Consider the following 22,658-nt stretch of genomic DNA (forward strand, 5'->3'; position numbering starts at 1 on the left):
GCTAACAAGGTCGAGTCCTAATCGGCGAAGCGCCGCACCAATTCGTAGAGATAGTCGCGACCGACCTGGACCGACCGCACCTCCATCCGCTCGTCGAGCCCATGGGCACCATTGCCGTCGGGGTCACCCCACATGCCGGGTACGCCATAGGTCGGGATACCGACTGCGCCGAGGAAGGTCGCATCGGTATAGCCGTTGGCCATCTGCGTCACGAAAGGCACGCCGGGCCAGTATTTCGCCGCCAGTTCGCGCATCGGATCGATCACCCTGGGATCGAGCGGAGGGGTGGGCGGCGACGGGCGCTTGGGGGGCAGGATCGTGAAACCTACGCCGGGGTCGGCGATCACGGCCGCCAGTTCGTCGCGGATCGACTCAATGCTGTGGCCGGGGAAAATCCGGCAGTTGACATAGGCCCCTGCGCGTTGCGCCAGCGCATTGCGCGCATGCCCGGCATCGAGCATCGTCGCGACACAGGTCGTACGCAGGTTCGAATGGAGGAAGGGGTCGGTATTGACCAACGCCTCGGCCGCCTTGTCGCTCGGGTCGTTCGCCAGCGCGACCATGGCCTTGCCCATATCGTCATTGCGCCCCGACCCGGCCTGGAGGAAATAGGCACGTGTGGTCTCGGTGAACTCGAGCGGGAATTCGTGACCTTCCAGCTTCACCAACGCATGGACAAGCTGGTAGATCGCGTTATCGGGCCGGGGGACCGAGCTGTGCCCGCCCGGGTTGCGCGTTTCGAGGAGAAAGGTGGCGAAGGTCTTTTCGCCGACCTGCACTGCCTGCTCCACCACCGTGCCCTTGCCGTCGGTCGCCCCGCCGCCGCCTTCGTTCAGGGCGAATTCGGCATCGATCAGCTCGCGCTTGTTGGCTGCAAGCCATTCCGCACCATTGAAGGCACCGTTGGTTTCCTCACCGCAGGTCAGCGCCAGCTTGAGCGTACGCTTCGGCTGCTCGCCAGCCTGGCGGTAGCGCATCAGCGTATCGGCCCAGATCGTCGCCAGCGCCTTGGTATCGGCAATGCCGCGCGCGTAATAATAGCCGTCTTCTTCGACCATCACGAAGGGGTCGCGTTCCCAATCGGCGCGCTTGGCCGCAACCACATCGATATGCGCAATCAGCAGGATCGGCTTCGCTTGCGGGGCTGAGCCCGGCAAGACAGCCACCAGCCCGCCCTCTTCGGGATTGGCATCGGTCGCGAACAGTGTCAGCTCATCATCGGTGAATCCGGCCGCCTTCATCCGGTCGGCCATGTAGCGACCGGCACGGGTGCAGCTGCCATCGGGCAGCGAGGTGTCGATTCCCACCAGCCCCTTCATCAGGCCGACGAAAGCCTGCTGGTCGGGTCGCAAAGGTTCCGATTGCGCGGCAAGCGGCGGCGCCATGGCCAGTGCCGCAACCGAAGCCAGGATACGTCCGATCATTTGCCATTCCCCCACGCCGGGGCTCAGCATTCGATCACGTTGACCGCGAGTCCCCCCTGGCTGGTTTCCTTATATTTCGTGGACATGTCGAGTCCGGTCTGCCGCATCGTTTCGATCACTTGGTCAAGGCTGACCCGGGTTTCCCCTTCTGTACGATGCAACGCAAGCCGCGCAGCGTTGACCGCCTTGACCGCACCAATGGCATTGCGCTCGATACAGGGCACCTGCACCAGGCCGCCGACCGGATCGCAGGTCAGACCGAGATTGTGCTCCATCCCGATTTCCGCCGCGCTGGCGACCTGCGCCGGGGTGCCGCCCCACAAAGCTGTGAGCCCGCCTGCGGCCATCGAACAGGCCACGCCGACTTCGCCCTGGCAGCCCATCTCCGCACCCGAAATACTGGCGCGCTGCTTGTACAGCAGCCCGATCGCGCCTGCGGTAAGGAGGAAATCCCGGCGGCGCTCGCGGCATGGCTGTTCGTCATCGTCGGAGCAGTAGAAGCGGACTACCGCCGGGATGATTCCCGCTGCGCCATTGGTCGGCGCGGTCACGACACGGCCGCCCGCCGCATTCTCCTCGTTCACCGCCATGGCATAGCAGTTGAGCCAGTCGAACAACTGCTCGCGCTCGTTCGATTGCGGGTTGCTGGAAAGCTTCTCCCACAAGTCGGGCGCGCGGCGGTGTACTTTGAGCCCCCCGGGGAGGATGCCGCGCCGGGTCAGGCCACGATCGATACAGGCGTCCATTGCCGCGGCGATCGCATCGAGACCGGCCAGCGTCGCTTCGCGCGGACGCATCGCGTCCTCGTTGGCGAGCACCAGCTCGGCAACCGTCACACCAGCTGTAGCGCAGTGTGCGAGCAACTCCTCGGCGCTGCCGAAGTCGAAAGGGACCTGCTTGCCGCTCGCAATACGGTCGGCCTTGGGCGGTCGCTTGAGTTGCGCTTCCGAGGCAACGAAACCGCCACCGGTGGAATAATAGGTCCTGTTGAGCAGCGTCTCGCCCGAAGCATTGAAGGCAGTCAGCTTCATGCCATTGGGATGAAGGGCGGGAATGACGTGGCCGGCAAGATCGATATCCCGGGCCATGTCGAAAACGATTTGGTGCGTTCCCCCAAGCGGCAGCCACTTATCCGCACGCATCTTCGCCATGAGCTCGGCCGCTTGGTCGGGGCACGTTGTCTCTGGCCTGAATCCGGCCAAGCCCAGCACACTCGCGCTGACCGTTCCGTGGCCGACCCCGGTAAGCGCCAGCGAGCCCTGCAGTTCCACCGCGACGCGGGCGACCCGCTGGAGCTTCCCGCTCCGCTCGAGCAGGCGCACGAACATCGCGCCGATTCGCATGGGCCCGACCGTATGCGACGAAGAAGGACCGATCCCGATCCGGAAGATTTCGAGCACCGAAAGCATGCTGGGCGGGATGCGCTTCTCGCCGCTCGAAATCAACCGGTTACAAGCGAAACTTCTTCATGCGCGACTGTGGGGAAAAACCGGGCTGAAATCTTTGGTTTTCCGGTGTGCAAAGCCTATATCCTCGGCATGGACGATAATACCGAAAATACGGGCGAAAACACCCCCCTGAACAATGCCCCCAAGGGCGAATACGGCGCGGATTCGATCAAGGTCCTCAAAGGGCTCGATGCGGTGCGCAAGCGGCCGGGCATGTATATCGGCGATACCGACGATGGATCGGGCCTGCACCACATGGTGTTCGAGGTGTCCGACAATGCCATCGACGAGGCGCTGGCGGGACATTGCGACCTCGTCCTGATCGAACTCAACCCCGATGGCTCGGTGAGCGTGGAGGACAATGGCCGCGGCATCCCTGTCGACATGCACAAGGAAGAAGGCGTCTCGGCGGCAGAGGTCATCATGACCCAGCTCCACGCCGGGGGTAAGTTCGAGAACACCAGCGACGACAACGCCTACAAAGTTTCCGGCGGCCTGCACGGCGTGGGCGTCTCGGTCGTCAATGCGCTTTCCGAATGGCTCGAACTGACCATCTGGCGCGACGGCAAGGAGCACTGGATGCGCTTCGAGCACGGCGACGCGGTCGAAAGCCTGCGGATCGTCGGCGACGCGCCGAAGGTCGAGGGGAATTCAGATCCGAACGGCTTCAAGAAGGGCACCCGCGTTACCTTCAAGGCTAGCGAAGAGACCTTCAAGAACGTCGTCGAGTACGATTTCGAGAAGCTCGAGCATCGCTATCGCGAGCTTGCCTTCCTCAATTCGGGCGTGCGCATCAAACTGCGCGACAAGCGCCATGAGCAACCGCTCGAACATGACCTGTTCTACGAAGGCGGCATCGCAGCTTTCGTGAAGTATCTCGACCGCAACAAGCAGGCGCTGGTGGCTGAGCCGATCTCGGTCAGCGCGGAAAAGGACGGCATCGGCATCGACGTCGCGCTGGAATGGAACGATTCCTACTACGAGAACGTGCTCTGCTTCACCAACAACATCCCGCAGCGCGACGGCGGCACCCATCTGGCCGCATTCCGCGCCGCGCTGACCCGTACGCTGAACAATTACGCAACTAGTTCAGGCCTGATGAAGAAAGAGAAGGTCTCCCTCTCCGGCGAGGACATGCGCGAAGGCCTGACCGCGATCGTCAGCGTCAAGCTGCCGGATCCCAAGTTTGGGTCGCAGACCAAGGACAAGCTGGTCAGCTCGGAGGTCCGCCAGCCGCTCGAATCGCTGATGGGTGAGAAGATGTCCGAGTGGCTCGAGGAGAATCCCGGCGACGCACGCCAGATCATCCAGAAGGTGATCGATGCCGCCGCCGCACGCGAGGCGGCCCGTCGGGCGCGCGAGATGAGCCGCAAGGGCGCGATGAGCATCGCTTCGCTTCCCGGCAAGCTGGCCGACTGCCAGGAACGTGACGCGACCAAGTGCGAGCTGTTCCTGGTCGAGGGTGACTCGGCAGGCGGCACCGCCAAGCAGGGCCGTGACCGCAAGACGCAAGCGATCCTGCCGCTCAAAGGCAAGATCCTCAATGTCGAACGTGCCCGGTTCGACCGCATCATCTCCTCGAAGGAGGTCGGTACGCTTATCCAAGCCATGGGCACAGGCCTGCGCGACGAGTTCAATCTCGATAAACTGCGCTACCACAAGATCATCATCATGACGGACGCTGACGTCGACGGCGCGCATATCCGCACCCTGCTGCTGACGTTCTTCCACCGCCAGATGCCCGAAATAATCAAGGCCGGGCACCTCTTCATCGCGCAACCGCCGCTGTACAAGGTCACTCGTGGCAAGTCGGAGGTCTACCTCAAGGACCAGGCCGCCTATGACGAATACCTGATTGGGGTGGGACTGCAGGGCCGCGTGCTCGAAACGGCTGGCGGCGCGCGCGGAGGGGCCGAACTCGAAGCGCTGGTGCGCCACGGATTGCGTATGCGCAACCTGATCGCCTTCGCCCCGCACAAGTACAACAGCAGCCTGATCGAGGCGATGGCGCTGGCCGGTGCGCTCGACCCGGCAAGCCGGGACCGGGCAGCAGCACTATCGCGCGCGGCGGCGCATCTCCAGATGGGGGATCCAGAAGCGCGGTGGTCGGCCGAAGTTGGCAGCGACGGGATGATCCGTTTCAGCCGGCTATGGCGCGGTGTAACCGACGTTCACGAGATCGAGCCAACGTTCTTCGATAGCGCTGAGGCACGCAAGCTGCACAAGCTCGCGGCTGAGCAGGCTGAGGTCTACACGGGTCCGGTCCGCCTGACGCGCGGTGGCACTGAAGAGGTGACCGAAGAGGTCGACGCGGAAGAGGGTGAGGAAGGCGAGGCAGAAGCCCCGATCCAGATCGATGGCGGGGTCACCTTGCCGACCCAGCTACTCGAAGCCGTCATGGCCGCCGGGCGCAAGGGACAGAAGATCCAGCGCTACAAGGGCCTGGGCGAGATGAACGAGGAACAGTTGTGGGAGACCACGCTCGACCCCGACAATCGCGCATTGCTGCAGGTCAAGGTCGAGGACGCCGACGTGACCGACGAAATCTTCACCCGCTTGATGGGCGATGTAGTCGAGCCGCGGCGTGAATTCATCCAGTCGAACGCCCGCAACGTCGCCAACCTCGACGTATAGCATGACAAGGGGCACGGCATGACGAAGAAGGAGCAGGCGGCACCGATAGAGCAGGGCGGCTTCCTGCTGTTTCTTGCCTTGGTCACCATCGCACTGGTGGTGGTCGTACTGCCCTTCACCCAACCCCTGCTGTGGGCCGCGCTGGCGGCGATCATGTTCCAGCCGCTATTCCGCTGGTTCCTGGCACGTATGCCGGGGAAGGACAGCGGCGCTGCACTGGCCACGCTGGGAGTGATCACCGTCGCGGTGATCCTGCCTGCGTTCCTGATCGGCAGCGCAGTGGTCAACGAGGCCGCGGGGTTGGTGGTCGCCTTCCAGGAAGGCCGGATCAATGTCGCCGACTGGTTCGATCAGATTATCGCAGCGCTGCCAGACAATATCAGAAGTTCGCTCGACGCATCGGGCTGGAGCGACCTCGAGAAACTGCAGCAGCGCGCGCAGGAGTTCGCGCAAGCCAGCCTCGGGCTGATCGCGGCGCAGGCCCTTGCCATCGGCGGCAGCGTCTTCGGCTTCGTGCTCTCTTTCGGTATCGCGCTCTATGCCAGCTTTTTCCTGCTGCGCGACGGGCGCGGTATCGGCGAAGCTATGCTTTCCGCCCTCCCCTTTGAACGCGCTGTGGCAGATCGCCTTGCCGAACGATTCCTTGGCATCGTGCGGGCAACAATCAAGGGTTCCGTGGTCGTCGGGCTGGTACAGGGCGCATTGGGCGCGATAACCTTCTGGATCGCCGGCGTTCCCTCGGTGCTGCTGCTCGGCGTGATCATGGCAATCGCCTCGCTTTTGCCAGCCATCGGCCCGGCAATCGTATGGGTACCTGCGGCGATCTACCTGCTTGCCACAGGCGCCATCTGGCAGGGGCTGGTGGTAATCGTTTCGGGTGTGGCGGTGATCGGTATGGCCGACAATGTCCTGCGTCCGATCCTGGTAGGGCGTGATACTGGGATTCCCGACTGGTTGATCCTGGTCACCACGCTTGGCGGCATTGCCCTTATGGGCCTCTCGGGTATCGTCGTCGGACCGCTTGTCGCAGGGCTTTTCCTCGCCGGATGGGGCATCCTTCGGGAGCAGAGGGAAGTCACCGCTTCCTAGGGAAACGGGATTTCCGGCTCGAGTGCAGCATCGAGCAGGAGCTGCATCCGCTCTTCGAAGCGATCGACTACTGCCTCGCGCGCCCAGTGGCTGGCTGCACGCTGACGTCCGATCTGACCCATCTGGTCGCGCAGGTTTGCATCGTCGGCCAATTGCCGGATCGCCCAAGCCAGTGCGTCACCATCCTGCGCCGGGACAATCACGCCGCTCCCCTCAAGCTCCTGCGCGATACCGCTGCCGGGCAGGACCGTCGCGATCACAGGGCGTCCCGATGCGAGAATATTGCCCAGCTTCGACGGCAGCACGAGGTCGGCAGCGCCCGGCAACTGCGGCAGCAGGTGGATATCGGCAAGGTTGAGCAATTCCCCGACCCGCTCATTTGGCTGGAGATCGCGGAATTGGAGGTTGTCCATGCCCTTGGCGAGCCGCTCGAGCCGATCGCGGTTGGGCCCTTCGCCCGAAACCACGAAAGCAATGTCCGGCCGGTTCGCCAAATGTCGCGCTGCCTCGATGACGATCTCGAGCCCCTGCTTGTTGGCGATATTGCCGGAGTAGAGCGCAACCGTCTTTCCTTCGAGCCCCCACTCTGCGCGCAGTCGCGCGCCACTGGCACTGGCCGCCTGCTCCGCATGGTTCGCCCAGTTGCGCAGCTCGATTATGCGCTCACCCGGAACCCCCTTCTCTCGAGCCAGCCCGCACATCGGCTCGCTGATCGTCGAAACAACATCGGCCGAGCGCAGCATCCGTTGTTCGAACCGCAACGCGGCATTCGCGGCGACGCCTCGGCTTTGGAGCAGGCCGGTGGCGAAGGCGGCCCCGACCTCGAAATCCTGCACATGCAGCCACAACGGCACCCCAGCCCGGCGTGCCATGCGCACGGCCACCGGAACCGCCACCATCGATGGGGCAACGGTAAAGACCATGTCGGGCCTGAATTCGCGCCGCGCCTGGCGAGCAGGGCCATAGGCGCTGCTGGCAAAGCTCATGTGGTGCACAAGCCGTCGCCCCCCGGTCGGATTGGCAGGCACGTAGTGCGGGCAGCGGGTGATGGAGACACCGCCTTCCTCCCCCGATCGCCACCGCCCCTTGAACCGGTCGTAGAGTTTCCATTCGGGATAGTAAGGCTGGCCCACGACCGCGCGAACCTTGTGGCCGCGCTCGACCAGCGCCTCTGCCAATCCGGAAGTGTAGGGGCCGATCCCGATAGGTTCGGGTCGATAGTTCAGCCCGATGAATAGGATGCGGCGCGATGGGCCGCCTATCACGCTGCTCGCAGGCCCCGCTTGCCCCTGGCACCGCGATCTGCAGCCGACATACCGTCGAACAGTGCGTCGATGATATGTGCCAGCTTCTCTTCGGACAGCCGCGTGTCGATCATCGCGATGAGGTATGGCTGGATATAGCACAGCACCGACTGGTTGATCAGCGACAGCGCGGTGTTGATTTCGAGTCCTTCGAAATGCCCTTCGGCCTGGGCCTGTGCAATGAGTTCGCACAGGTAGTGGTCGGCAAGGTCGATATAGGTCTGGGCATATTCGAAATAACGTTCGCCCATCTCGACGTAGAGACGGAAGGTGGCTGGGTCGTTCTGGTAATTGTCGCGCAGCAGTGCATAGCGACGGGCAAAGAACTCATACATCTTGCGCCGCGGCGGCAGGTCGGTTTCCATGACCTCGTCCATGACTGCCAGCTTGGGCGCAAACCACTCGCCGGTTACCGCTTCGAGCAGGTCTGCCTCTTCCGGGAAAGCCAGGTCAACCCGCGCACGCGCGATGCCGAGCTCCGCCGCCAGCTTGGCACGGTTCACTTCCTCGCCCTTGCGTTCCATCAGGGCCATCGCCTCGCGCGCGAAACGCTGGCGCAGTTGATCGATGTCGTCTTCGCTCACGGCAAGGAGCTCCCGTCTCGGCCTGTCGGCCCCATTTAGAGGCTCGCGCGGCGGGTTAAACCCCCAGATCGAGACTTACCGCGATTTCCTTGGCGGTAATGGCAGGAAACCGCTGGTTTTCGCGACATAATCGGCGAAGGCATCACCGTGTTTCTTGCGCATCCCGGCTTCGAGCAAAGCCTTCCCCGACCAGCGGGTCAGGGTAAAGGTAAGGAACAGCGGCCCGATCACGGTCAGCGCGGCGACCCACCAGCCGCCCGAAGTCGAGGCAATCCAGATACCCCACCACACACAGCAATCGCCGAAGTAATTGGGATGCCGGGTATAGCGCCACAGGCCCGTGTCGAGGATCTTGCCCTTATTCGCGGGGTTCGCCTTGAACCGCGACAATTGCCAATCGCCTACCACCTCGAAGCCCATACCGACGACCCACAGCGCTAAACCGGTCAACGCCAGTCCGCTGATCGGTTCGATCGAAGCTGCTTCGAGTATGCCGTATTGTGCCGGGCTGCAGACCATGAACAGCAGCAACGCCTGCCCCAGGAACACCTTAGTCAGCGCGGCAAGTGCAAAGTTGCCCTTCTCGCGATCCTTGCGCAGCATGCGCTCGTAGCGTGTATCCTCGCCTTCCCGCCGCCAGCGCAGGAACAGGTAGAGCGACAGGCGCAGCCCCCAGATCACCGCCATCGCCATCAACAGGGTAGCAAGCGGCCCCGGCCGCTGGACTTGCATCCAACTGGTGAACGCCATCAGCGCCATGCCGAAGCCCCAGAAACTGTCGATGAAGGACACGTCGTCGATCTGGACCGCGATGACCCACAGGATCAGCGTGACGCCCAGCAGTATCGCCGCATTGGCGACAAGAGCTTCAAGGATCATCCGGCGCCCCCTCCTCTTCAACCAGCCGCAGCGCCTGTGCCTCAAGCACCTTGTAGCGCCCATAATCAGGTAGCTTCGAACGCATGAAACGCGCGATTTCCAGCAAGGTTTCGCCGTATTTCGCGCTTGGGACGATCGGGGGCCCAAAGCCCAGGATATTACGCTCGTTGCAGACCCAGGCGGGCACGATCGGCACCTTCGCCGCGCGGGCGATATTGTAGAAACCCGATTTCCATTCGCCGTTCGAGCTGCGCGTACCTTCGGCCGCAATCACCAGGGCCAACCGATCGCGCCGCGCGAACTCCTCGGCAACCTGCTGGGTGACATTGCTGCGCTTGGTCCGATCGACCGGGATACCGCCCATGTCGAGCATGAAGCTCTTCATGGCTCCCTTGAACAACGTATGCTTGCCCATGAAGTTGGGTTCGACCCCTTCCTCGGCCGTGGCACCGATGAAGAAGACGAAGTCCCAGTTCGACGTATGCGGCGCGCCGGCGATGACGAACTTAGGTATATTCGGCAGGTGCCCGTCGAGCTTCCAGCCCTTCCAGCGATAGAGCACCATGATGATCCGGCGCACGATGCGCGACAGGATCGATCGCTTGCGACGCGGTTCTTGCGACATTTTCTCTCCCTGCAGCTTGCCTAGCAGCTACGTAAGGGAAAGCGAGAGGGTTTCAGGTTAGCTTTGACTTCCTCTGGGGTTGGTCATGGCCAATCGTGAGAGTGCAGGATGATCCCGCGGAAGCAAGTCCATCGCCCGCGCAATCACCTGCTGCGCGGCATGGCGCGAGCCGTCGATTACGGAGCGGCGGGAAAGCGTCATGGTCGCGATCCCGGCCCTTCCAAGCCATTCCTCACGTTCTGCGTCCACTGTCGCATCCTCGATCTCGATCGCAAGGCGAGCATCGCGGCAGTAAAAGGCGTGAACATACTTTCCCGTCGCTCGCTGACGAGTGAACTTGAGCCCGCTTGGTCGGGCACGCAGTTCACGCCAAAGCAACGCTTCCGGTAGGTAGGATTCCACCTGCCCACCAGACGCTTGCCCGGTCACCACCCCACCAGATGTCGTCACGAGATCCCCGTCCGAATCGCTGCTCACCCACGTGGGCTCGCACGCTGTCAGGGAACGGACAAGTCTTCGTGAAACCTGTCACAATTCTTACACATAGCATGTGGCTTCGACGTGAAGCCGCCGAGCAGGTTCTAGGTCTGGGTGGATGGCGCCGGCGGATTATCTGGCTTCTTCGGCTCGAGATAGAGCTTGCTCATCGATACGTCGATGATCCCCTTGAAGCTTGTCAGGAGATCCTGTCCTACGACGCCATCAACTGTAACGCCCGCTCTCGTTTCAAGTCCGGTGACGACATGGCGCAGGTCTATCGAAGCTATTGTTGCTAAAGGATAGGGTACGCCATCAATCTCAAAGGAGTCTATCGCGTGCCGACTGATTTGAACCTCTCCGCCCGCGCCGAAACCGTTCCTGATTGAAGCCACATCCCCAACATCGTCGAAATACTTGTGTAGGGACGCCGCGTGAATGACTGTCCCGCTTGCACCCGAGTCCAGAACGAACAGGCCGGGCCGCCCGTTTATCGTGACCTCAATTAGCTCATGACCAGTCTGCACCTTGGCCAGCTCCACAGCTTGGTACCCCTGTCTAGTTAGAAATGTGCCAATATCCGATGAAGGCGGCCTAATGACAGCTTGGGTGCACGCTGCAAGCCCCATAAACGATGCAAAGATGAACCCCGACTTTGCTCTCACTACTAAACGACCCTACTGTTTTTGTTATATATTTCCGTACCTTCCTCACCTTTCTACATCCTGAACACACCGTACGCGGGCCGTTCCGCAATCGAGGCTTCCAGCGTCGTGGCGAAGGCGAGGCCACACATGCCGTAATTCCCGGCACTGAAACTGCCGCCGATCACCGCGGTGATCTTAGACACGGTGGCCGTGGCAACTGCAGTCACCAGCTTCGCCCCATGCTTGGCAATGCCTTCGGCCACGTATTTCCCTCCCGCAATGATGCCGCTGATATTCTTTAGGAACACAATGATACACGCCGCTGGCAGGCTCGCCATATGGATTACAGACGAAGTGGGTGGCCGGCTTGGCTAGCCGAACAGCCAATATCCAATGCCGATCCCTAGCGCGATCGGAACACCGAAGATCAACAGTGTCACCACCGCATAGAACAGTTTCGATTCGGGCATCTCGCCCATGCCGGAAGAGTGCCAACGGATCTCAAGTGGGCTGTGGGTCCCGAGGTAATAGGACCGAAGAATCGCCTCCACCTCTTCGCGCGCAAAGACTGCATGCCGAACGTTTTCATCTGTCGCTACAGTCGCGTCGGGCGCGCTGGCTTCGGGATCGAATTCAGGCTTTGCGGCGAACGCATGCGATTCCGCGTCGCCGCTCCGTCGCTCAACGTCAAAACCAAAGTCGTGTCGCAGGGTCTGGATATAGTGTTGCTCTTCCCTGATGAGGATCAGAAACTCGTATTTGCGGGCGTCAAGTTCCTTCAAGAGCGCGGATACCTCGTCAAATGAGACGACCGGACGGTCAGAGAACTGATCGGTTGAAAGCCTAAATGTCATTCGTCTTTCTATATCCTCAAGTAATTCCAGTACTTAGGCTGGACCACCTTTCTTGGCACCAGATCGCCACTTAGGCCAGCACTCCCAGAGCAAATCGCCAATCTCTTGGCGATACTGACCGTATCTGCGGTGCCGTGAAAGGTTCTTGACGATGGAGTCGATGGGTTCTCAAAAGGAAGAACTGCCATAACAAAGAACATCGGTCAGGGGGTGTTCTCGAGGGCGGCCCTCACTCATGGGTTTATCACATCCTGAACACGCCAAACGCGGGTCGCTCTGCAATCGGGGCCTCCAGCGTTGCGACGAAGGCGAGGCCCAGCACATCGCGCGTCTGGATCGGGTCGATCACGCCATCATCCCACAGCCGCGCGGTGGCGTAATAGGGATTGCCCTCGTCCTCGTATTTCTGGCGGATCGGGGCCTTGAAGGCCTCAGCCCCTTCAGGCGTCCAATTGTCGGCATCGCGGTGGACGGTGGCAAGGACCGATGCAGCCTGCTCGCCACCCATCACGCTGATCCGCGCATTGGGCCAAGTGAACAGGAAGCGCGGCTGGTAGGCACGGCCGCACATTCCGTAATTGCCCGCACCAAAACTGCCGCCAATGACCACAGTCACCTTGGGCACGGTGGCCGTGGCGACCGCTGTCACCAGCTTCGCCCCATGCTTGGCGATACCTTCAGCCTCATATTTTCCGCCAACCATAAAGCCGGAGATGTTCTGCAGAAACAGCAGCGGGATGCGGCGCTGGCAGGCGAGCTCGATGAAATGGGCGCCCTTCTGCGCGCTTTCGGAGAACAGCACGCCATTGTTGGCAAGGATCGCCACCGGCATGCCCCAGATATGCGCAAAGCCGCATACCAGCGTGCTACCGTAGTGCTGCTTGAACTCATGGAATTCGCTGCCATCGACGATGCGTGCGATCACCTCGTGCACGTCATAAGGCGCACGGACGTCCTCGGGGATCAGGGCATAGAGATCGTCGGCGGCGAACTTCGGCGGGCGCGGGTTGCGCAGTTCCACGTTCGCAGCCTTGCCGGTGTTTGCGCCCAGGTGCGACACGATATCGCGCACGATGGTGAGCGCGTGCTCGTCGTTCTCGGCCAAATGATCGGCCACGCCGGACTTCTTCGCGTGCAGATCCCCGCCGCCTAGGTCCTCGGCGCTGATCTCCTCGCCCGTCGCCGCTTTCACCAGCGGCGGGCCGGCAAGGAAGATCGTGCCCTGTTCGCGCACGATCACGGTCTCGTCGGACATGGCCGGGACGTAGGCCCCGCCCGCGGTGCAACTGCCCATGACGCAGGCGATCTGCGGGATGCCGAGCGCGCTCATGTTCGCCTGGTTGAAGAAGATGCGCCCGAAATGGTCGCGATCAGGGAAGACCTCGGCCTGGTAGGGCAGGTTCGCCCCCCCACTGTCGACGAGGTAGATACAAGGCAGGCGGTTCTCCTGCGCAATCTCCTGCGCGCGCAGGTGCTTCTTGACCGTCATCGGATAATAGGAGCCACCTTTGACGGTCGGATCGTTGCAAACGATCATGACCTGCCGCCCGCTGACGCGACCGATACCCGCGATCATCGAGGCGCCGTTGACGTCGCCTTCATACATACCGTTGGCCGCGAGTTGCCCCACTTCGAGGAAAGGCGAGCCCGGATCGAGCAAGCGCTCGACGCGGTCACGCGGGAGCAGCTTGCCGCGCGACACATGCCGTTCGCGGTGCTTCTCCGGTCCACCGAGCGCGGCCTCGGCAACCTTGGCGCGCAATTCGCTGGCCAGCGATTTGTTGTGTTCGAACCGCGCCTTCGCCTCGGGCGCCTCGCGGTCCAGCTTGGTGGTGAGCACAGGGGCTGTCATGGGGCGAAGCCCTAGCGTCCAAAATCGGCGCTGCAAAGTTGTGCGTCACCACTTCCCCCTTCCGTTCCTCGAGCTACAAGCAAGCTCATGGACCAGGGACTCACCGCACGCTGGGCGACCGAAGACGATATCCCGGCGCTACGCAATATCATGGACCTCGCGATCGAGCAGCTGCAGCGCGGCTTCCTATCGCCCGAGCAGATCGCCGCCAGCCGAGCGGTCATGGGGCTCGACACGCAGCTGATCGCCGATCGGACCTATTGCGTGATCGAGGATGAGGCAACACCGGTCGGCTGCGGCGGATGGAGCAATCGCAACACACTCTATGGCGGCGATCATAGCACCGACCTGCGCAATGCCAGCCTGCTCGACCCGATGAGCGATCCGGCGCGTATCCGTGCCATGTATACCCATCCCGAGCATGCCCGGCGCGGGATCGGGAAGATGATCCTCGATTTCTGCGAAGGCGCAGCCCGCGATCACGGCTTCACCAGTGTCGAACTGATGGCAACAATGAGCGGCGTCCCGCTCTACAAGGCTGCAGGCTATGTCGAGATCGAACCACGTATCGACGTAGTCGACGGCATCGAAGTCCCGCTGGTGCGGATGCGGAAGGGACTCTAACCCGCCGCCCCGATAAGTTCGCGGCCGATTAGCATGCGTCTGATCTCGTTCGTCCCCGCACCGATGTCGAGCAGCTTGGCGTCGCGCAGATAGCGTTCGACCGGCCAATCCTTGGTATAGCCCGCGCCGCCCAGTGCCTGCACCGCTTCGGCGGCAACCTTGAAGGCATTCTCCGATGCCAGCAGGATCGTACCCGCAGCGTCGAAGCGGGTCGTCTGGCCGGCATCGCAAGCCTTGGCGACCGCATAAGTATAGGCGCGCGCGGATTGCAGCGCGACGTACATATCTGCCACCTTGGCCTGCATCAGCTGGAAGCTGCCGATCGGCTTTCCGAACTGCTTGCGCTCGCGCAAATAGGGAATGACCGTGTCGAGGCAGGCCTGCATGATACCCAGCTGCAAGCCAGCGAGCACCACGCGTTCATAGTCCAGACCGCTCATCAGCACGCCGACGCCACCGTTCACGGGACCCATCACGTTCTCTTCGGGCACTTCGCAATCGTCGAACACCAGCTCGGCGGTCGGGCTGCCGCGCATGCCCATCTTGTCGATCTTCTGCCCGATACTGAACCCGGGCATGTCCTTCTCGATCAGGAAGGCAGTGATGCCGCGCGAACCGGCCGCTCCATCGGTCTTGGCATAGACCACCAGCGTATCGGCGCAGGTCGCATTGGTGATCCAGAACTTCGTGCCGTTGAGGACATAGCCACCCTGCACCGCTTCGGCCTTGAGCTTCATCGAAACCACGTCCGACCCAGCGCTTGCCTCGGACATCGCCAGCGAACCGACGTGCTCGCCGCTGATCAGCTTGGGCAGGTACTTGGCCTTCTGCTCGTCATTGCCCCAGCGACGGATCTGGTTGACGCACAGGTTCGAATGCGCGCCGTAGCTGAGGCCGATGCTGGCCGATGCGCGGCTCACTTCCTCGACGGCAATGACGTGCTCGAGATAGCCGAGGCCGAGCCCGCCCCACTCCTCTTCCACGGTCAGACCATGCAGGCCCAGCTCGCCCATGGCGGTCCACAGCTCGTCACGCGGGAACCAGTCCTCACGGTCGGCCTTCTCGGCGAGCGGGGCGATCTGCTCGTCGGCAAAACGGCCGACGGTCTCGCGGATCATGTCGGCAGCATCGCCGAGCTGGAAATCGAAATCGGGGGTCGCGCGCATGTTCTCTCCTACTGCGTTCGCGATGGTCTCTGGACGGAGCCCGTAGCGGAGCGGGCAGCGCGGGGCAAACCGATATGACGGACGGATTTGACACAGGCGCAATTGCTTTGTGTTCGCCGACGAAGCACCGTAGTGTTCCCACTGCGGCACCATGCTTCAGAGGATCGAGGATCTCTGGCCGCGGGGCGAACCGCCCTCAACGGCCCTTTGTGGCGACGACGCTCGCCTGGCCCTGCTTGCCGCGCATGGCACATCCGCCCTGGTCGAGGATCCCGAGCTCAATGCCATCGTAACCTTGGCGGCGCGGATCTGCGCCACCCCACTTGCGGCGGTCACCGTTATCGAACGCGATCATCAGGTCTTCCTGGCACGACTAGGCCTAGCCGAAGATGAGACCCCGCGACCGATCAGTTTCTGTGCGCACGCGATGCTGGGTAGCGAGGCGATGGTCATTCCTGACGCCACCATCGACGATCGCTTTCATGACAATCCGCTGGTCACAGCTGCGCCACACATCCGTTTCTATGCAGGCCATCCGCTGATCTCGGCAGAGGGAGCGCCGCTTGGCGCGCTTTGCGTCATAGACACCGTGCCCCGCCCCACGGGCCTCACGGAGCTACAGCGCGAGGCACTGGCCGTCATGGGCGCGGCGGTCATGCGCAGGCTGGGCCAACGCCGCCTCAGCCTCGAAGCGAGACACGAGATCGACCAGCGCGAAGCACAGCTGCGGCGCATGATCGACAGCGTTCCCGACATTGCCTTCTCGGCCGATGCCGCAGGCAATTTCGACTATTTCAACGCGCGCTGGGAAGAGCTGACCGGGCGTCCACCTCCCGCGGTGGCAACCGCGTGGCGCCCCTTCGTCCATCCCGAAGACTTTGCCGCTTCGCTCGAGAGATGGAACACCGCGGTCCGTACGGTGACGCCCTTTGAAGACCAGTGGCGACTGCACATGGCGGATGGTTCGTGGAGGTGGGTCCTGTCGCGCGTCGTGCCCGTGGTGACCAAAGCCGGTCCAGCGCGGTGGTTCGGCGTGCTGACTGACATCGATGCGGTCCACCGCGAGAAACAGGCCAAGGATCTTCTCGCCGCCGAGCTGTCGCACCGGATCAAGAACATCTTCGCGGTGATTTCCGGGATCATTTCGATCCGCGCCCGAGGCAAGCCAGAGCTATCCGAGTTTGCGACCGAGCTGGGCACTGCGGTCCGCGCGCTTGGCACCGCACACGACTATGTCCGACCGGTCGAGGGTCGCAGCAGCGACTGCCTGCAGGGCCTGCTGCGTGACTTGCTGGCGCCGTATGACCACGGCGATGCGCGGCATGTCACGGTGACGGGGGCGGATATCGAGATCGGGCCACGAGCTGCTACGCCGCTGGCGCTGATCTTTCACGAACTGGCCACCAACTCGGCCAAGTATGGCGCGCTGGCGAGCGATAGCGGCGAAGTGGCGGTCGAGATCGCGGCACCCGATTTGGAGGAAGGCATGCTCCGCGTCACCTGGCGCGAAACCAGCCGCGACGGCTTGCCCACCACCCCTTCGGGCGGCGAAGGCTTCGGCTCACGGTTGCTGCGCCTGGCAATCGAGAACCAGCTCGGCGGTAACTTTCAGCGCAATCTACGCGAAGATGGGATGACGATCGAAATCGCAGTCGCGGCAAGCCGAGTTTCTGCCTGACTGCAGTGGGACTCGCATCGCGCCGTTCAGGTGGTAGTATCCCCGGCTAGCGGAGAGTGGGGACATGCGTCAGGCGTTGCTTATCGGACTAGCTTTATCGATACCCGGTTGCGCGCAGGCACCAGATCCACCGCCATCCGATACCACGACCGCATCGGCTACCGCAGCGGCAGGCGAACAGGCTTCAACCGGCATACCCCAAGCTTTCGCAGAGACCGCCTGGCGTGCGCAAGGCAGGGATGGAAGCCAGTACATCACCTACCTGGACAGCGACGGGACCTATCGCGACTTGCGCAATGGCGATCCATGGCAAACGGGAACATGGACCTATGACCTCGCGGGTGAAAACCGCCTGTGTTTCACTCCGGACGACGAGAACGGGGCAGAGCGATGCTGGCGGCCAGAGCGCATGCACGGCAAGGCGATGGACGTAATCGGCGGCCCCGAGGCTCGCCGCGTCGAGCTTGAACCGGTCGCCTACGAACCCGCTGACCCAAAGGACGAGAACCCGGCGTGACGCAGCCTGCCGATCCGGCACTCGAGTTTCGCCAGGTGCGGAAGGATTACGGCGCGGTCGAGGCCGTCAGCGACGTTTCGCTGGCCATCGCGCGTGGCAGCTTCGTCGCAATGGTGGGAGCTTCGGGTTCGGGCAAGTCGACCCTGCTCAAGACCGTCAACCGGTTGGTCGAGCCCGACTCCGGAACCGTTCTCCTGGAAGGGCAGGACGTGAGCTCACTGCCCCTGCCGGCGCTTCGCCGCAGTGTCGGTTATGTATTCCAATCGGTCGGCCTGTTCCCGCACATGACCGTGGGCGAGAATATAGCAATCGGGCCGCGCCTTGCAGGCGAACGGCTGACACAGACTCGCATCGCGGAATTGCTCGAACTGGTCGAGCTGGAGCCGACAATCGTCTCCCGCATGCCCGACGCGCTCTCGGGCGGCCAGCGCCAACGCGTCGGCGTGGCCCGGGCACTGGCTGGAGGCTCGCACCTGCTGCTGATGGATGAACCCTTCGGCGCGCTCGACCCGATCACCCGCGCCGCCTTGGGCGAAAGTGTCAGCGGGCTCCACCGCGAGCTCGGCCTGACCACGGTGATGGTCACGCATGACATGGCCGAGGCCCTGTTGCTGGCCGACCGTGTGCTGGTGATGGATCGCGGTACAATCGTCGCCGACGAGGTTCCGCATGCGCTGCTCGAAGGGGCTGGCGGCCCGGTCGCCCAAAAGCTGGTCGCGGTACCGCGTGCGCAGGCCGACCGGCTCGCGGAACTGGCCCGATGAGCGAGTTGTGGACCAACATACTCATGCTGGGCGACCATCTCGCCGCGCACGTCCTGCTATCCGTATCAGCCATAGCCTTGGGCATCGCCGTAGCCTTGCCACTTGCGGTTTGGGCAGGTCGTTCACCCACGGTCGCCCGCGCGACCCTGGGTTTCGCCAGCCTCGTACAGACGGTCCCGGCGCTGGCCTTGCTGGCGCTCTTCTTCCCTATCCTGCTGAGCTTGCGCGCAATCTTCGGGGAGGGCCTGCCGACGCTCGGTTTCCTGCCCGCCCTACTGGCGCTGGCACTCTACGCACTGCTGCCAATCTTGCGCAACGCGGTGACCGCCCTGGCCAACCTCGATCCCGGGGTGATCGAAGCTGCGCATGGGGTGGGAATGAGCGACTGGCAGCGTCTGCGTCTGGTCGAAGCGCCATTGGCAGCCCCCTACGTGATGGCGGGCATCCGCACCGCGGCAGTATGGACCGTTGGCGCGGGAACCTTGGCCACAACCATTGGGCAGAAGAGCCTGGGTGACCCAATATTCGCCGGATTGCAGACACAAAACTGGGCATTGGTGCTGGCCGGATGCATTGGCAGCGCGGGACTGGCGCTGACCGCTGATATGCTTCTCGGCCTGATCGAGCGCGGGCTGGCCACGCGACGCCGAGGCCTTTGGTTGGGCGGGCTGGCCGCTGTGCTGGTTGGCGTCACATTGGCCCTGACCGCGCAGCTGGATGCAGGCGAAGATCGCCGGATCGTCATCGGCGCCAAGGGATTCTCCGAGCAATATATCCTCGCGCGACTGATCGGTCAGCGCCTTGAACAGGCGGGCTATGCGGTCGATTATCGCGACGGGCTGGGTTCGGCGATCGCGCACCAGGCGGTTGCGACAGGGGCGATCGATGTCCTTGTCGACTATACCGGGACCATCTGGACGAACCACATGGATCGCAAGGACAATCCCGACCGCGACAAGATGCTGGCGGAGATTGTCGCTTGGGAGAACCGCACCAGCGGATCGCACATCCTGGGGCGATTGGGGTTCGAGAACGCCTATGGCCTCGCCATGCGACGGGATCGCGCAGAAGCGCTTGGTGTCCACTCGATCGAGGACCTTGCCCGCTCGGCTCCGCAACTGACAATCGGCGGCGATCCCGAGTTTTTCGAACGGCCCGAATGGCATGCCGTGCGCAGGACCTATGGCCTACGCTTCGCCTACGAACGCAATTTTGCACCGACTTTCATGTACAATGCGCTGCAATCCGGTGAAGCCGACGTCATCAGCGGGTACACTTCTGACGGTCGGATCGAGGCCGACGATCTCGTAATCCTGGCTGATCCCGAACGCGCTTTCCCCAACTACGACGCCATTATCCTGCTTGCGCCGAAAACCGGCAAGGACGCCAGGATCGTGACTGCCCTCATGCCGCTTGTCGGCGCCATCCCGGTGGAGGCCATGCGCGAAGCGAATTTCGCCGTGGATCGCGGCGTGGACAAGCTGTCCTTCGACGATGCCGCCAGGCTGCTGGCAAGGCGTTCGGGCCTTTAGCGGGCCCTTTGCCAGGTCTGGGTTTGACAGAACGGCCCAAGGCAGCCTTTGACTTCCAGCACATTGGCGCCCTTGCGGCGGATGACCGATCGATAGGTTTTCCCGCTCTTTGGATCATAGATTGTACCGCGCCAAAGATCGCTTTCCTCGGTAAATTCGGAGAGGATCGCCATGCCCAATAGCTTGCGGTTGCGCAGGGCGGGGTCCTTGTTGTTGACGTCGCGCTGATCGACACCTTTCGGCGGCGCGACGAGGAAGCGATCGATACGACCACAAAGCTTTGGCCCACAGGGGGCTATGGCGACAACCGCATCCTTCTCGCCCGTTACCCAACGGCCCTGAATAGGCTCTGCAGCAGATAGCGGCACGCAGGCGAACAGGGCGGCTACGATCGCGGCGGCTCGCTTCATCACTACTCCTTCGTTCGGCGCTGCCCCTCGTCGAAGCCTGCCCCGCGGGGCCAGTCACGCGCAGTCAGCGCCATTACCTTGAACAATTCGCCCATGGCGTCGGCACCAACCAACCTGTCGTACGCTACCTGAACCTCGTTCGAACGATCGGGAAAACGGGTTGCGAGGGCCTGAGCCCGCAGCCCGATACCCATGGCGGAAAGCCACTGGCCCTGGGTGGCAGTAGCAGTGGCGAGGCCACTTCGCCGGGCAATATCGACCAGCATTGCAAAGTCGACATGAGCGGTGAGGTCCATGTCTCCCGGCCTCTCAAACACGCCAACCTTGTTGTGCCCGCGAACAGCCTGCAGCGTCGATCCCGTCTGCTGGGCGAGATGCCCGTAATCGATGAACAGTGCCGCGCCGCCCTGCACATCGAGCCGCTGGGCAAGTGCCTCGATCAGGGCCGCCGCGGCAGGACAGGTTTCAATCACCGTACCGGGCTCGGCGGTTCGAAGCGCCTCAGGCACGGCCTCGTCCATCGGGTTGGGTCCAGCGGCGAAGGCGAACGCTCCATCTTCATCAAGAGCGATCATCCGCTCGCGCCAGCCATCACCCGTCATCACGAGTTGGCGGATCGGCAGCGCATCAAGGAATTCGTTTGCGGCCAGCAGCAATGGCCGCTCAGCCGGGAGCGTATCGATCGTATCGTGAAACCGGACGTCGGCGAGCACGCCCGATTGGACCGCGCGCAGCGTCGCAGAGCCTTCGACAAGGTGAACCTCTGGTCGCAGGCCCTGACTGGCCATCGCCCTCAGCGCGTCCTTGGCCAACGTCCCGCGCCCGGGGCCCAGCTCGACATAGATCGCATCGGTCGGCCGACCCGCACGCTGCCAGATATCGGCCAGCCACAACCCAACCATCTCGCCAAACATCTGGCTCACCTCGGGCGCGGTGACGAAATCCCCCGCCGCGCCCAAGGGATCGCGCGTCGAATAGTAGCGCGCATTGCTTTCGCCCATGTAGCGCGACACGGGGAGCGGGCCGTGGTTACGGATCAGCCGGCGAAAGCTTTCCGCAAGATCGCCTGCTCCGCTGTCGCTCATGCCGGGTTCGGGCTGGGCGCACGAGCAGTGCCGATCGGCGGGCGGGCCAGCGCATAAGCCAGCACCGCCACGCCAACCGCTATCATCGGCAGGCTGAGCCATTGGCCCATCGAGAGTCCCGTCTCCTGCGCGAACTGCGCCAGCTGCGCGTCAGGTTCACGGAAGAATTCGTTGACGAAGCGGCCGATTCCCATGCCGATCGTGAAAAGCCCGACCAGCAGGCCCGGCCGGTAGCGTGCACGAGTCTTCCAGAACAGCGCGATTACCAACACACCAAGCAGCAGGCCTTCGAGGCCGGCCTGGTAGAGCTGGCTGGGATGGCGGGCGACGTCGCCGCCGCCGGGAAAGACCATCGCCCAAGTCACGTCGCTTGCGCGGCCCCACAGCTCGCCATTGATGAAATTGGCGAAACGACCGAGCATGTAGGCCAGAGGCACATTGACCGCGACGTAGTCGCAGATGCGTAGCCAGTTGAGCCCGCCACGCCACGAAACCCAGGTGATTGCGAGCAGAACGCCAATCACCCCGCCGTGGAAGCTCATCCCCCCATCCCACAGGCGCAGCAGATCCCAGCTGACCGCTTCCCCAGGGGTGAAGTGCGTGAACAGGCTCGGCTTGCCGGTGTCGCCGCCGGTATAGAAGGCAGCGTAGCCCAGCCGTCCGCCAAGAATGACCCCCAGGGTGCAGTAGAAGAACAGATCGTCGACATGGCGTTGCGCCATTGGGCTGCCGGGCGACTTGATCATCTTCGACAGCTGCCAGTAGGCCAGCAATATGCCCAAGAGATAGGCGAGCGAATAATAGCGCAGCTGGAAGCTGCCGATCTCAAACAGGTACGGCTTGAGCCCGAGATCCTGCCAATAGATCGGGTCCGTTGCGCCCGATGCGGCCAGTAGTGACAGCAAGTGGTAATCCCCTTAGAGACGTGTCCAAGGCCGCAACCGGCGACCCATCGGGGCGGCTTTTGGCATAGCAGGGGTTTTGGGGAAAGCCTGCGTCGAGCCGCAATTGAGCGTGCGGGCTCCGCAATGAAGCCGCGCGCCGGAATTGGAGAGGACTAAAGAG

The 22,658-nt window shown here is 62.8% G+C and carries 21 protein-coding genes and 1 pseudogene; 7 read left to right on the plus strand and 15 right to left on the minus strand.

The window, feature by feature from the left end; all coding sequences use genetic code 11:
• Positions 1-17 precede the first annotated feature (17 nt).
• On the minus strand, positions 18-1,424 hold the full coding sequence (locus tag HQR01_RS04520; RefSeq protein WP_173212939.1) for a M20/M25/M40 family metallo-hydrolase: 1,407 nt from the start codon (positions 1,422-1,424) through the stop codon (positions 18-20).
• Between the two features lie 23 nt (positions 1,425-1,447).
• Positions 1,448-2,833, minus strand: coding sequence for an L-serine ammonia-lyase (locus HQR01_RS04525; protein ID WP_173212941.1), 1,386 nt, complete (start codon positions 2,831-2,833; stop codon positions 1,448-1,450).
• Positions 2,834-2,962: 129 nt separating this feature from the next.
• Here HQR01_RS04525 and gyrB point away from each other — a divergent pair, with 129 nt between their 5' ends.
• Both gyrB and HQR01_RS04535 read left to right on the plus strand, forming a co-directional pair.
• The gene (gene gyrB, locus HQR01_RS04530; protein WP_173212943.1) at positions 2,963-5,506 is read left to right on the plus strand and encodes a DNA topoisomerase (ATP-hydrolyzing) subunit B; all 2,544 of its coding nucleotides are present in this window, start codon (positions 2,963-2,965) and stop codon (positions 5,504-5,506) included.
• An 18-nt stretch (positions 5,507-5,524) separates the two neighbouring features.
• Entirely contained in the window at positions 5,525-6,595 is a 1,071-nt protein-coding gene (locus HQR01_RS04535; protein ID WP_173212945.1) for an AI-2E family transporter, read from the plus strand.
• Here HQR01_RS04535 and HQR01_RS04540 read toward each other — a convergent pair.
• The 9 genes and pseudogenes from HQR01_RS04540 to HQR01_RS04580 all read right to left on the minus strand — a co-directional run bounded on the left by HQR01_RS04540 (position 6,592) and on the right by HQR01_RS04580 (position 13,817).
• Complete coding sequence (locus tag HQR01_RS04540) at positions 6,592-7,860, minus strand: WcaI family glycosyltransferase (protein WP_234030248.1); 1,269 nt, start codon at positions 7,858-7,860, stop codon at positions 6,592-6,594. The genes HQR01_RS04535 and HQR01_RS04540 overlap by 4 nt on opposite strands.
• Positions 7,857-8,483: a hypothetical protein gene (locus tag HQR01_RS04545; RefSeq protein ID WP_173212947.1), complete on the minus strand. Its 627-nt coding sequence runs from the start codon at positions 8,481-8,483 to the stop codon at positions 7,857-7,859. The genes HQR01_RS04540 and HQR01_RS04545 overlap by 4 nt, the downstream gene beginning before the upstream one ends.
• A gap of 75 nt (positions 8,484-8,558) precedes the next feature.
• Positions 8,559-9,362, minus strand: coding sequence for a DUF1295 domain-containing protein (locus tag HQR01_RS04550; protein ID WP_173212949.1), 804 nt, complete (start codon positions 9,360-9,362; stop codon positions 8,559-8,561).
• On the minus strand, positions 9,352-9,987 hold the full coding sequence (locus HQR01_RS04555; protein ID WP_173212951.1) for a 1-acyl-sn-glycerol-3-phosphate acyltransferase: 636 nt from the start codon (positions 9,985-9,987) through the stop codon (positions 9,352-9,354). Before HQR01_RS04555 ends, HQR01_RS04550 begins: the two co-directional genes overlap by 11 nt.
• Positions 9,988-10,044: 57 nt before the next feature.
• The gene (locus tag HQR01_RS04560; RefSeq protein ID WP_234030249.1) at positions 10,045-10,464 is read right to left on the minus strand and encodes an endonuclease domain-containing protein; all 420 of its coding nucleotides are present in this window, start codon (positions 10,462-10,464) and stop codon (positions 10,045-10,047) included.
• A gap of 104 nt (positions 10,465-10,568) precedes the next feature.
• Positions 10,569-11,006 (minus strand): retropepsin-like aspartic protease, encoded by a 438-nt coding sequence (locus tag HQR01_RS04565; protein ID WP_173212953.1) that lies wholly within the window; start codon positions 11,004-11,006, stop codon positions 10,569-10,571.
• 233 nt (positions 11,007-11,239) lie between these two features.
• A pseudogene (locus tag HQR01_RS04570) lies at positions 11,240-11,442 on the minus strand (carboxyl transferase domain-containing protein); the annotation flags it as partial.
• A 40-nt stretch (positions 11,443-11,482) separates the two neighbouring features.
• Entirely contained in the window at positions 11,483-11,965 is a 483-nt protein-coding gene (locus tag HQR01_RS04575; protein WP_173212957.1) for a hypothetical protein, read from the minus strand.
• Between the two features lie 244 nt (positions 11,966-12,209).
• Positions 12,210-13,817, minus strand: coding sequence for a carboxyl transferase domain-containing protein (locus tag HQR01_RS04580; RefSeq protein ID WP_173212959.1), 1,608 nt, complete (start codon positions 13,815-13,817; stop codon positions 12,210-12,212).
• 87 nt (positions 13,818-13,904) lie between these two features.
• On the opposite strand from HQR01_RS04580, the gene HQR01_RS04585 reads away from it, so the two are divergent.
• On the plus strand, positions 13,905-14,441 hold the full coding sequence (locus tag HQR01_RS04585; protein ID WP_173212961.1) for a GNAT family N-acetyltransferase: 537 nt from the start codon (positions 13,905-13,907) through the stop codon (positions 14,439-14,441).
• Here HQR01_RS04585 and HQR01_RS04590 read toward each other — a convergent pair.
• Positions 14,438-15,607 carry an isovaleryl-CoA dehydrogenase gene (locus HQR01_RS04590; RefSeq protein ID WP_173212963.1) on the minus strand — a complete coding sequence of 390 codons (1,170 nt, stop codon included), beginning with the start codon at positions 15,605-15,607 and terminating at the stop codon, positions 14,438-14,440. The two genes, HQR01_RS04585 and HQR01_RS04590, sit on opposite strands and share 4 nt — an antisense overlap.
• Positions 15,608-15,758: 151 nt before the next feature.
• Here HQR01_RS04590 and HQR01_RS04595 point away from each other — a divergent pair, with 151 nt between their 5' ends.
• The 4 genes from HQR01_RS04595 to HQR01_RS04610 all read left to right on the plus strand — a co-directional run bounded on the left by HQR01_RS04595 (position 15,759) and on the right by HQR01_RS04610 (position 20,098).
• Complete coding sequence (locus HQR01_RS04595) at positions 15,759-17,285, plus strand: sensor histidine kinase (RefSeq protein WP_173212965.1); 1,527 nt, start codon at positions 15,759-15,761, stop codon at positions 17,283-17,285.
• Between the two features lie 64 nt (positions 17,286-17,349).
• On the plus strand, positions 17,350-17,802 hold the full coding sequence (locus tag HQR01_RS04600; RefSeq protein WP_173212966.1) for a hypothetical protein: 453 nt from the start codon (positions 17,350-17,352) through the stop codon (positions 17,800-17,802).
• Complete coding sequence (locus HQR01_RS04605; RefSeq protein WP_173212968.1) at positions 17,799-18,566, plus strand: ATP-binding cassette domain-containing protein; 768 nt, start codon at positions 17,799-17,801, stop codon at positions 18,564-18,566. Before HQR01_RS04600 ends, HQR01_RS04605 begins: the two co-directional genes overlap by 4 nt.
• Positions 18,563-20,098, plus strand: a complete 1,536-nt coding sequence (locus tag HQR01_RS04610; RefSeq protein WP_173212970.1) for an ABC transporter permease/substrate-binding protein — start codon at positions 18,563-18,565, stop codon at positions 20,096-20,098. The genes HQR01_RS04605 and HQR01_RS04610 overlap by 4 nt, the downstream gene beginning before the upstream one ends.
• Here the strand turns inward: HQR01_RS04610 and HQR01_RS04615 are convergent.
• Genes HQR01_RS04615 through lgt form a run of 3 tightly spaced genes read right to left on the minus strand, consistent with a single transcriptional unit; the run spans position 20,095 to position 22,498 of the window.
• Positions 20,095-20,508 (minus strand): DUF2147 domain-containing protein, encoded by a 414-nt coding sequence (locus HQR01_RS04615; protein ID WP_173212971.1) that lies wholly within the window; start codon positions 20,506-20,508, stop codon positions 20,095-20,097. The genes HQR01_RS04610 and HQR01_RS04615 overlap by 4 nt on opposite strands.
• A gap of 2 nt (positions 20,509-20,510) precedes the next feature.
• Positions 20,511-21,593, minus strand: coding sequence for a class I SAM-dependent methyltransferase (locus tag HQR01_RS04620; RefSeq protein WP_173212973.1), 1,083 nt, complete (start codon positions 21,591-21,593; stop codon positions 20,511-20,513).
• The gene (gene lgt / locus HQR01_RS04625) at positions 21,590-22,498 is read right to left on the minus strand and encodes a prolipoprotein diacylglyceryl transferase (protein WP_173212974.1); all 909 of its coding nucleotides are present in this window, start codon (positions 22,496-22,498) and stop codon (positions 21,590-21,592) included. Before lgt ends, HQR01_RS04620 begins: the two co-directional genes overlap by 4 nt.
• Positions 22,499-22,658 lie beyond the last annotated feature (160 nt).

Source organism: Erythrobacter mangrovi (assembly GCF_013260645.1).
Classification (GTDB): Bacteria; Pseudomonadota; Alphaproteobacteria; order Sphingomonadales; family Sphingomonadaceae; genus Qipengyuania; species Qipengyuania mangrovi.

What these genes read in the sequence shown, in the direction of transcription:
- HQR01_RS04520 (WP_173212939.1), bottom strand. Translation starts at nt 1,424, where the DNA reads ATGATCGGACGTATCCTGGCTTCGGTTGCGGCACTGGCCATGGCGCCG.
- HQR01_RS04525 (WP_173212941.1), bottom strand. Translation starts at nt 2,833, where the DNA reads ATGCTTTCGGTGCTCGAAATCTTCCGGATCGGGATCGGTCCTTCTTCG.
- gyrB (WP_173212943.1), top strand. Translation starts at nt 2,963, where the DNA reads ATGGACGATAATACCGAAAATACGGGCGAAAACACCCCCCTGAACAAT.
- HQR01_RS04535 (WP_173212945.1), top strand. Translation starts at nt 5,525, where the DNA reads ATGACGAAGAAGGAGCAGGCGGCACCGATAGAGCAGGGCGGCTTCCTG.
- HQR01_RS04550 (WP_173212949.1), bottom strand. Translation starts at nt 9,362, where the DNA reads ATGATCCTTGAAGCTCTTGTCGCCAATGCGGCGATACTGCTGGGCGTC.
- HQR01_RS04555 (WP_173212951.1), bottom strand. Translation starts at nt 9,987, where the DNA reads ATGTCGCAAGAACCGCGTCGCAAGCGATCGATCCTGTCGCGCATCGTG.
- HQR01_RS04575 (WP_173212957.1), bottom strand. Translation starts at nt 11,965, where the DNA reads ATGACATTTAGGCTTTCAACCGATCAGTTCTCTGACCGTCCGGTCGTC.
- HQR01_RS04580 (WP_173212959.1), bottom strand. Translation starts at nt 13,817, where the DNA reads ATGACAGCCCCTGTGCTCACCACCAAGCTGGACCGCGAGGCGCCCGAG.
- HQR01_RS04585 (WP_173212961.1), top strand. Translation starts at nt 13,905, where the DNA reads ATGGACCAGGGACTCACCGCACGCTGGGCGACCGAAGACGATATCCCG.
- HQR01_RS04590 (WP_173212963.1), bottom strand. Translation starts at nt 15,607, where the DNA reads ATGCGCGCGACCCCCGATTTCGATTTCCAGCTCGGCGATGCTGCCGAC.
- HQR01_RS04595 (WP_173212965.1), top strand. Translation starts at nt 15,759, where the DNA reads ATGCTTCAGAGGATCGAGGATCTCTGGCCGCGGGGCGAACCGCCCTCA.
- HQR01_RS04600 (WP_173212966.1), top strand. Translation starts at nt 17,350, where the DNA reads ATGCGTCAGGCGTTGCTTATCGGACTAGCTTTATCGATACCCGGTTGC.
- HQR01_RS04610 (WP_173212970.1), top strand. Translation starts at nt 18,563, where the DNA reads ATGAGCGAGTTGTGGACCAACATACTCATGCTGGGCGACCATCTCGCC.
- HQR01_RS04615 (WP_173212971.1), bottom strand. Translation starts at nt 20,508, where the DNA reads ATGAAGCGAGCCGCCGCGATCGTAGCCGCCCTGTTCGCCTGCGTGCCG.
- HQR01_RS04620 (WP_173212973.1), bottom strand. Translation starts at nt 21,593, where the DNA reads ATGAGCGACAGCGGAGCAGGCGATCTTGCGGAAAGCTTTCGCCGGCTG.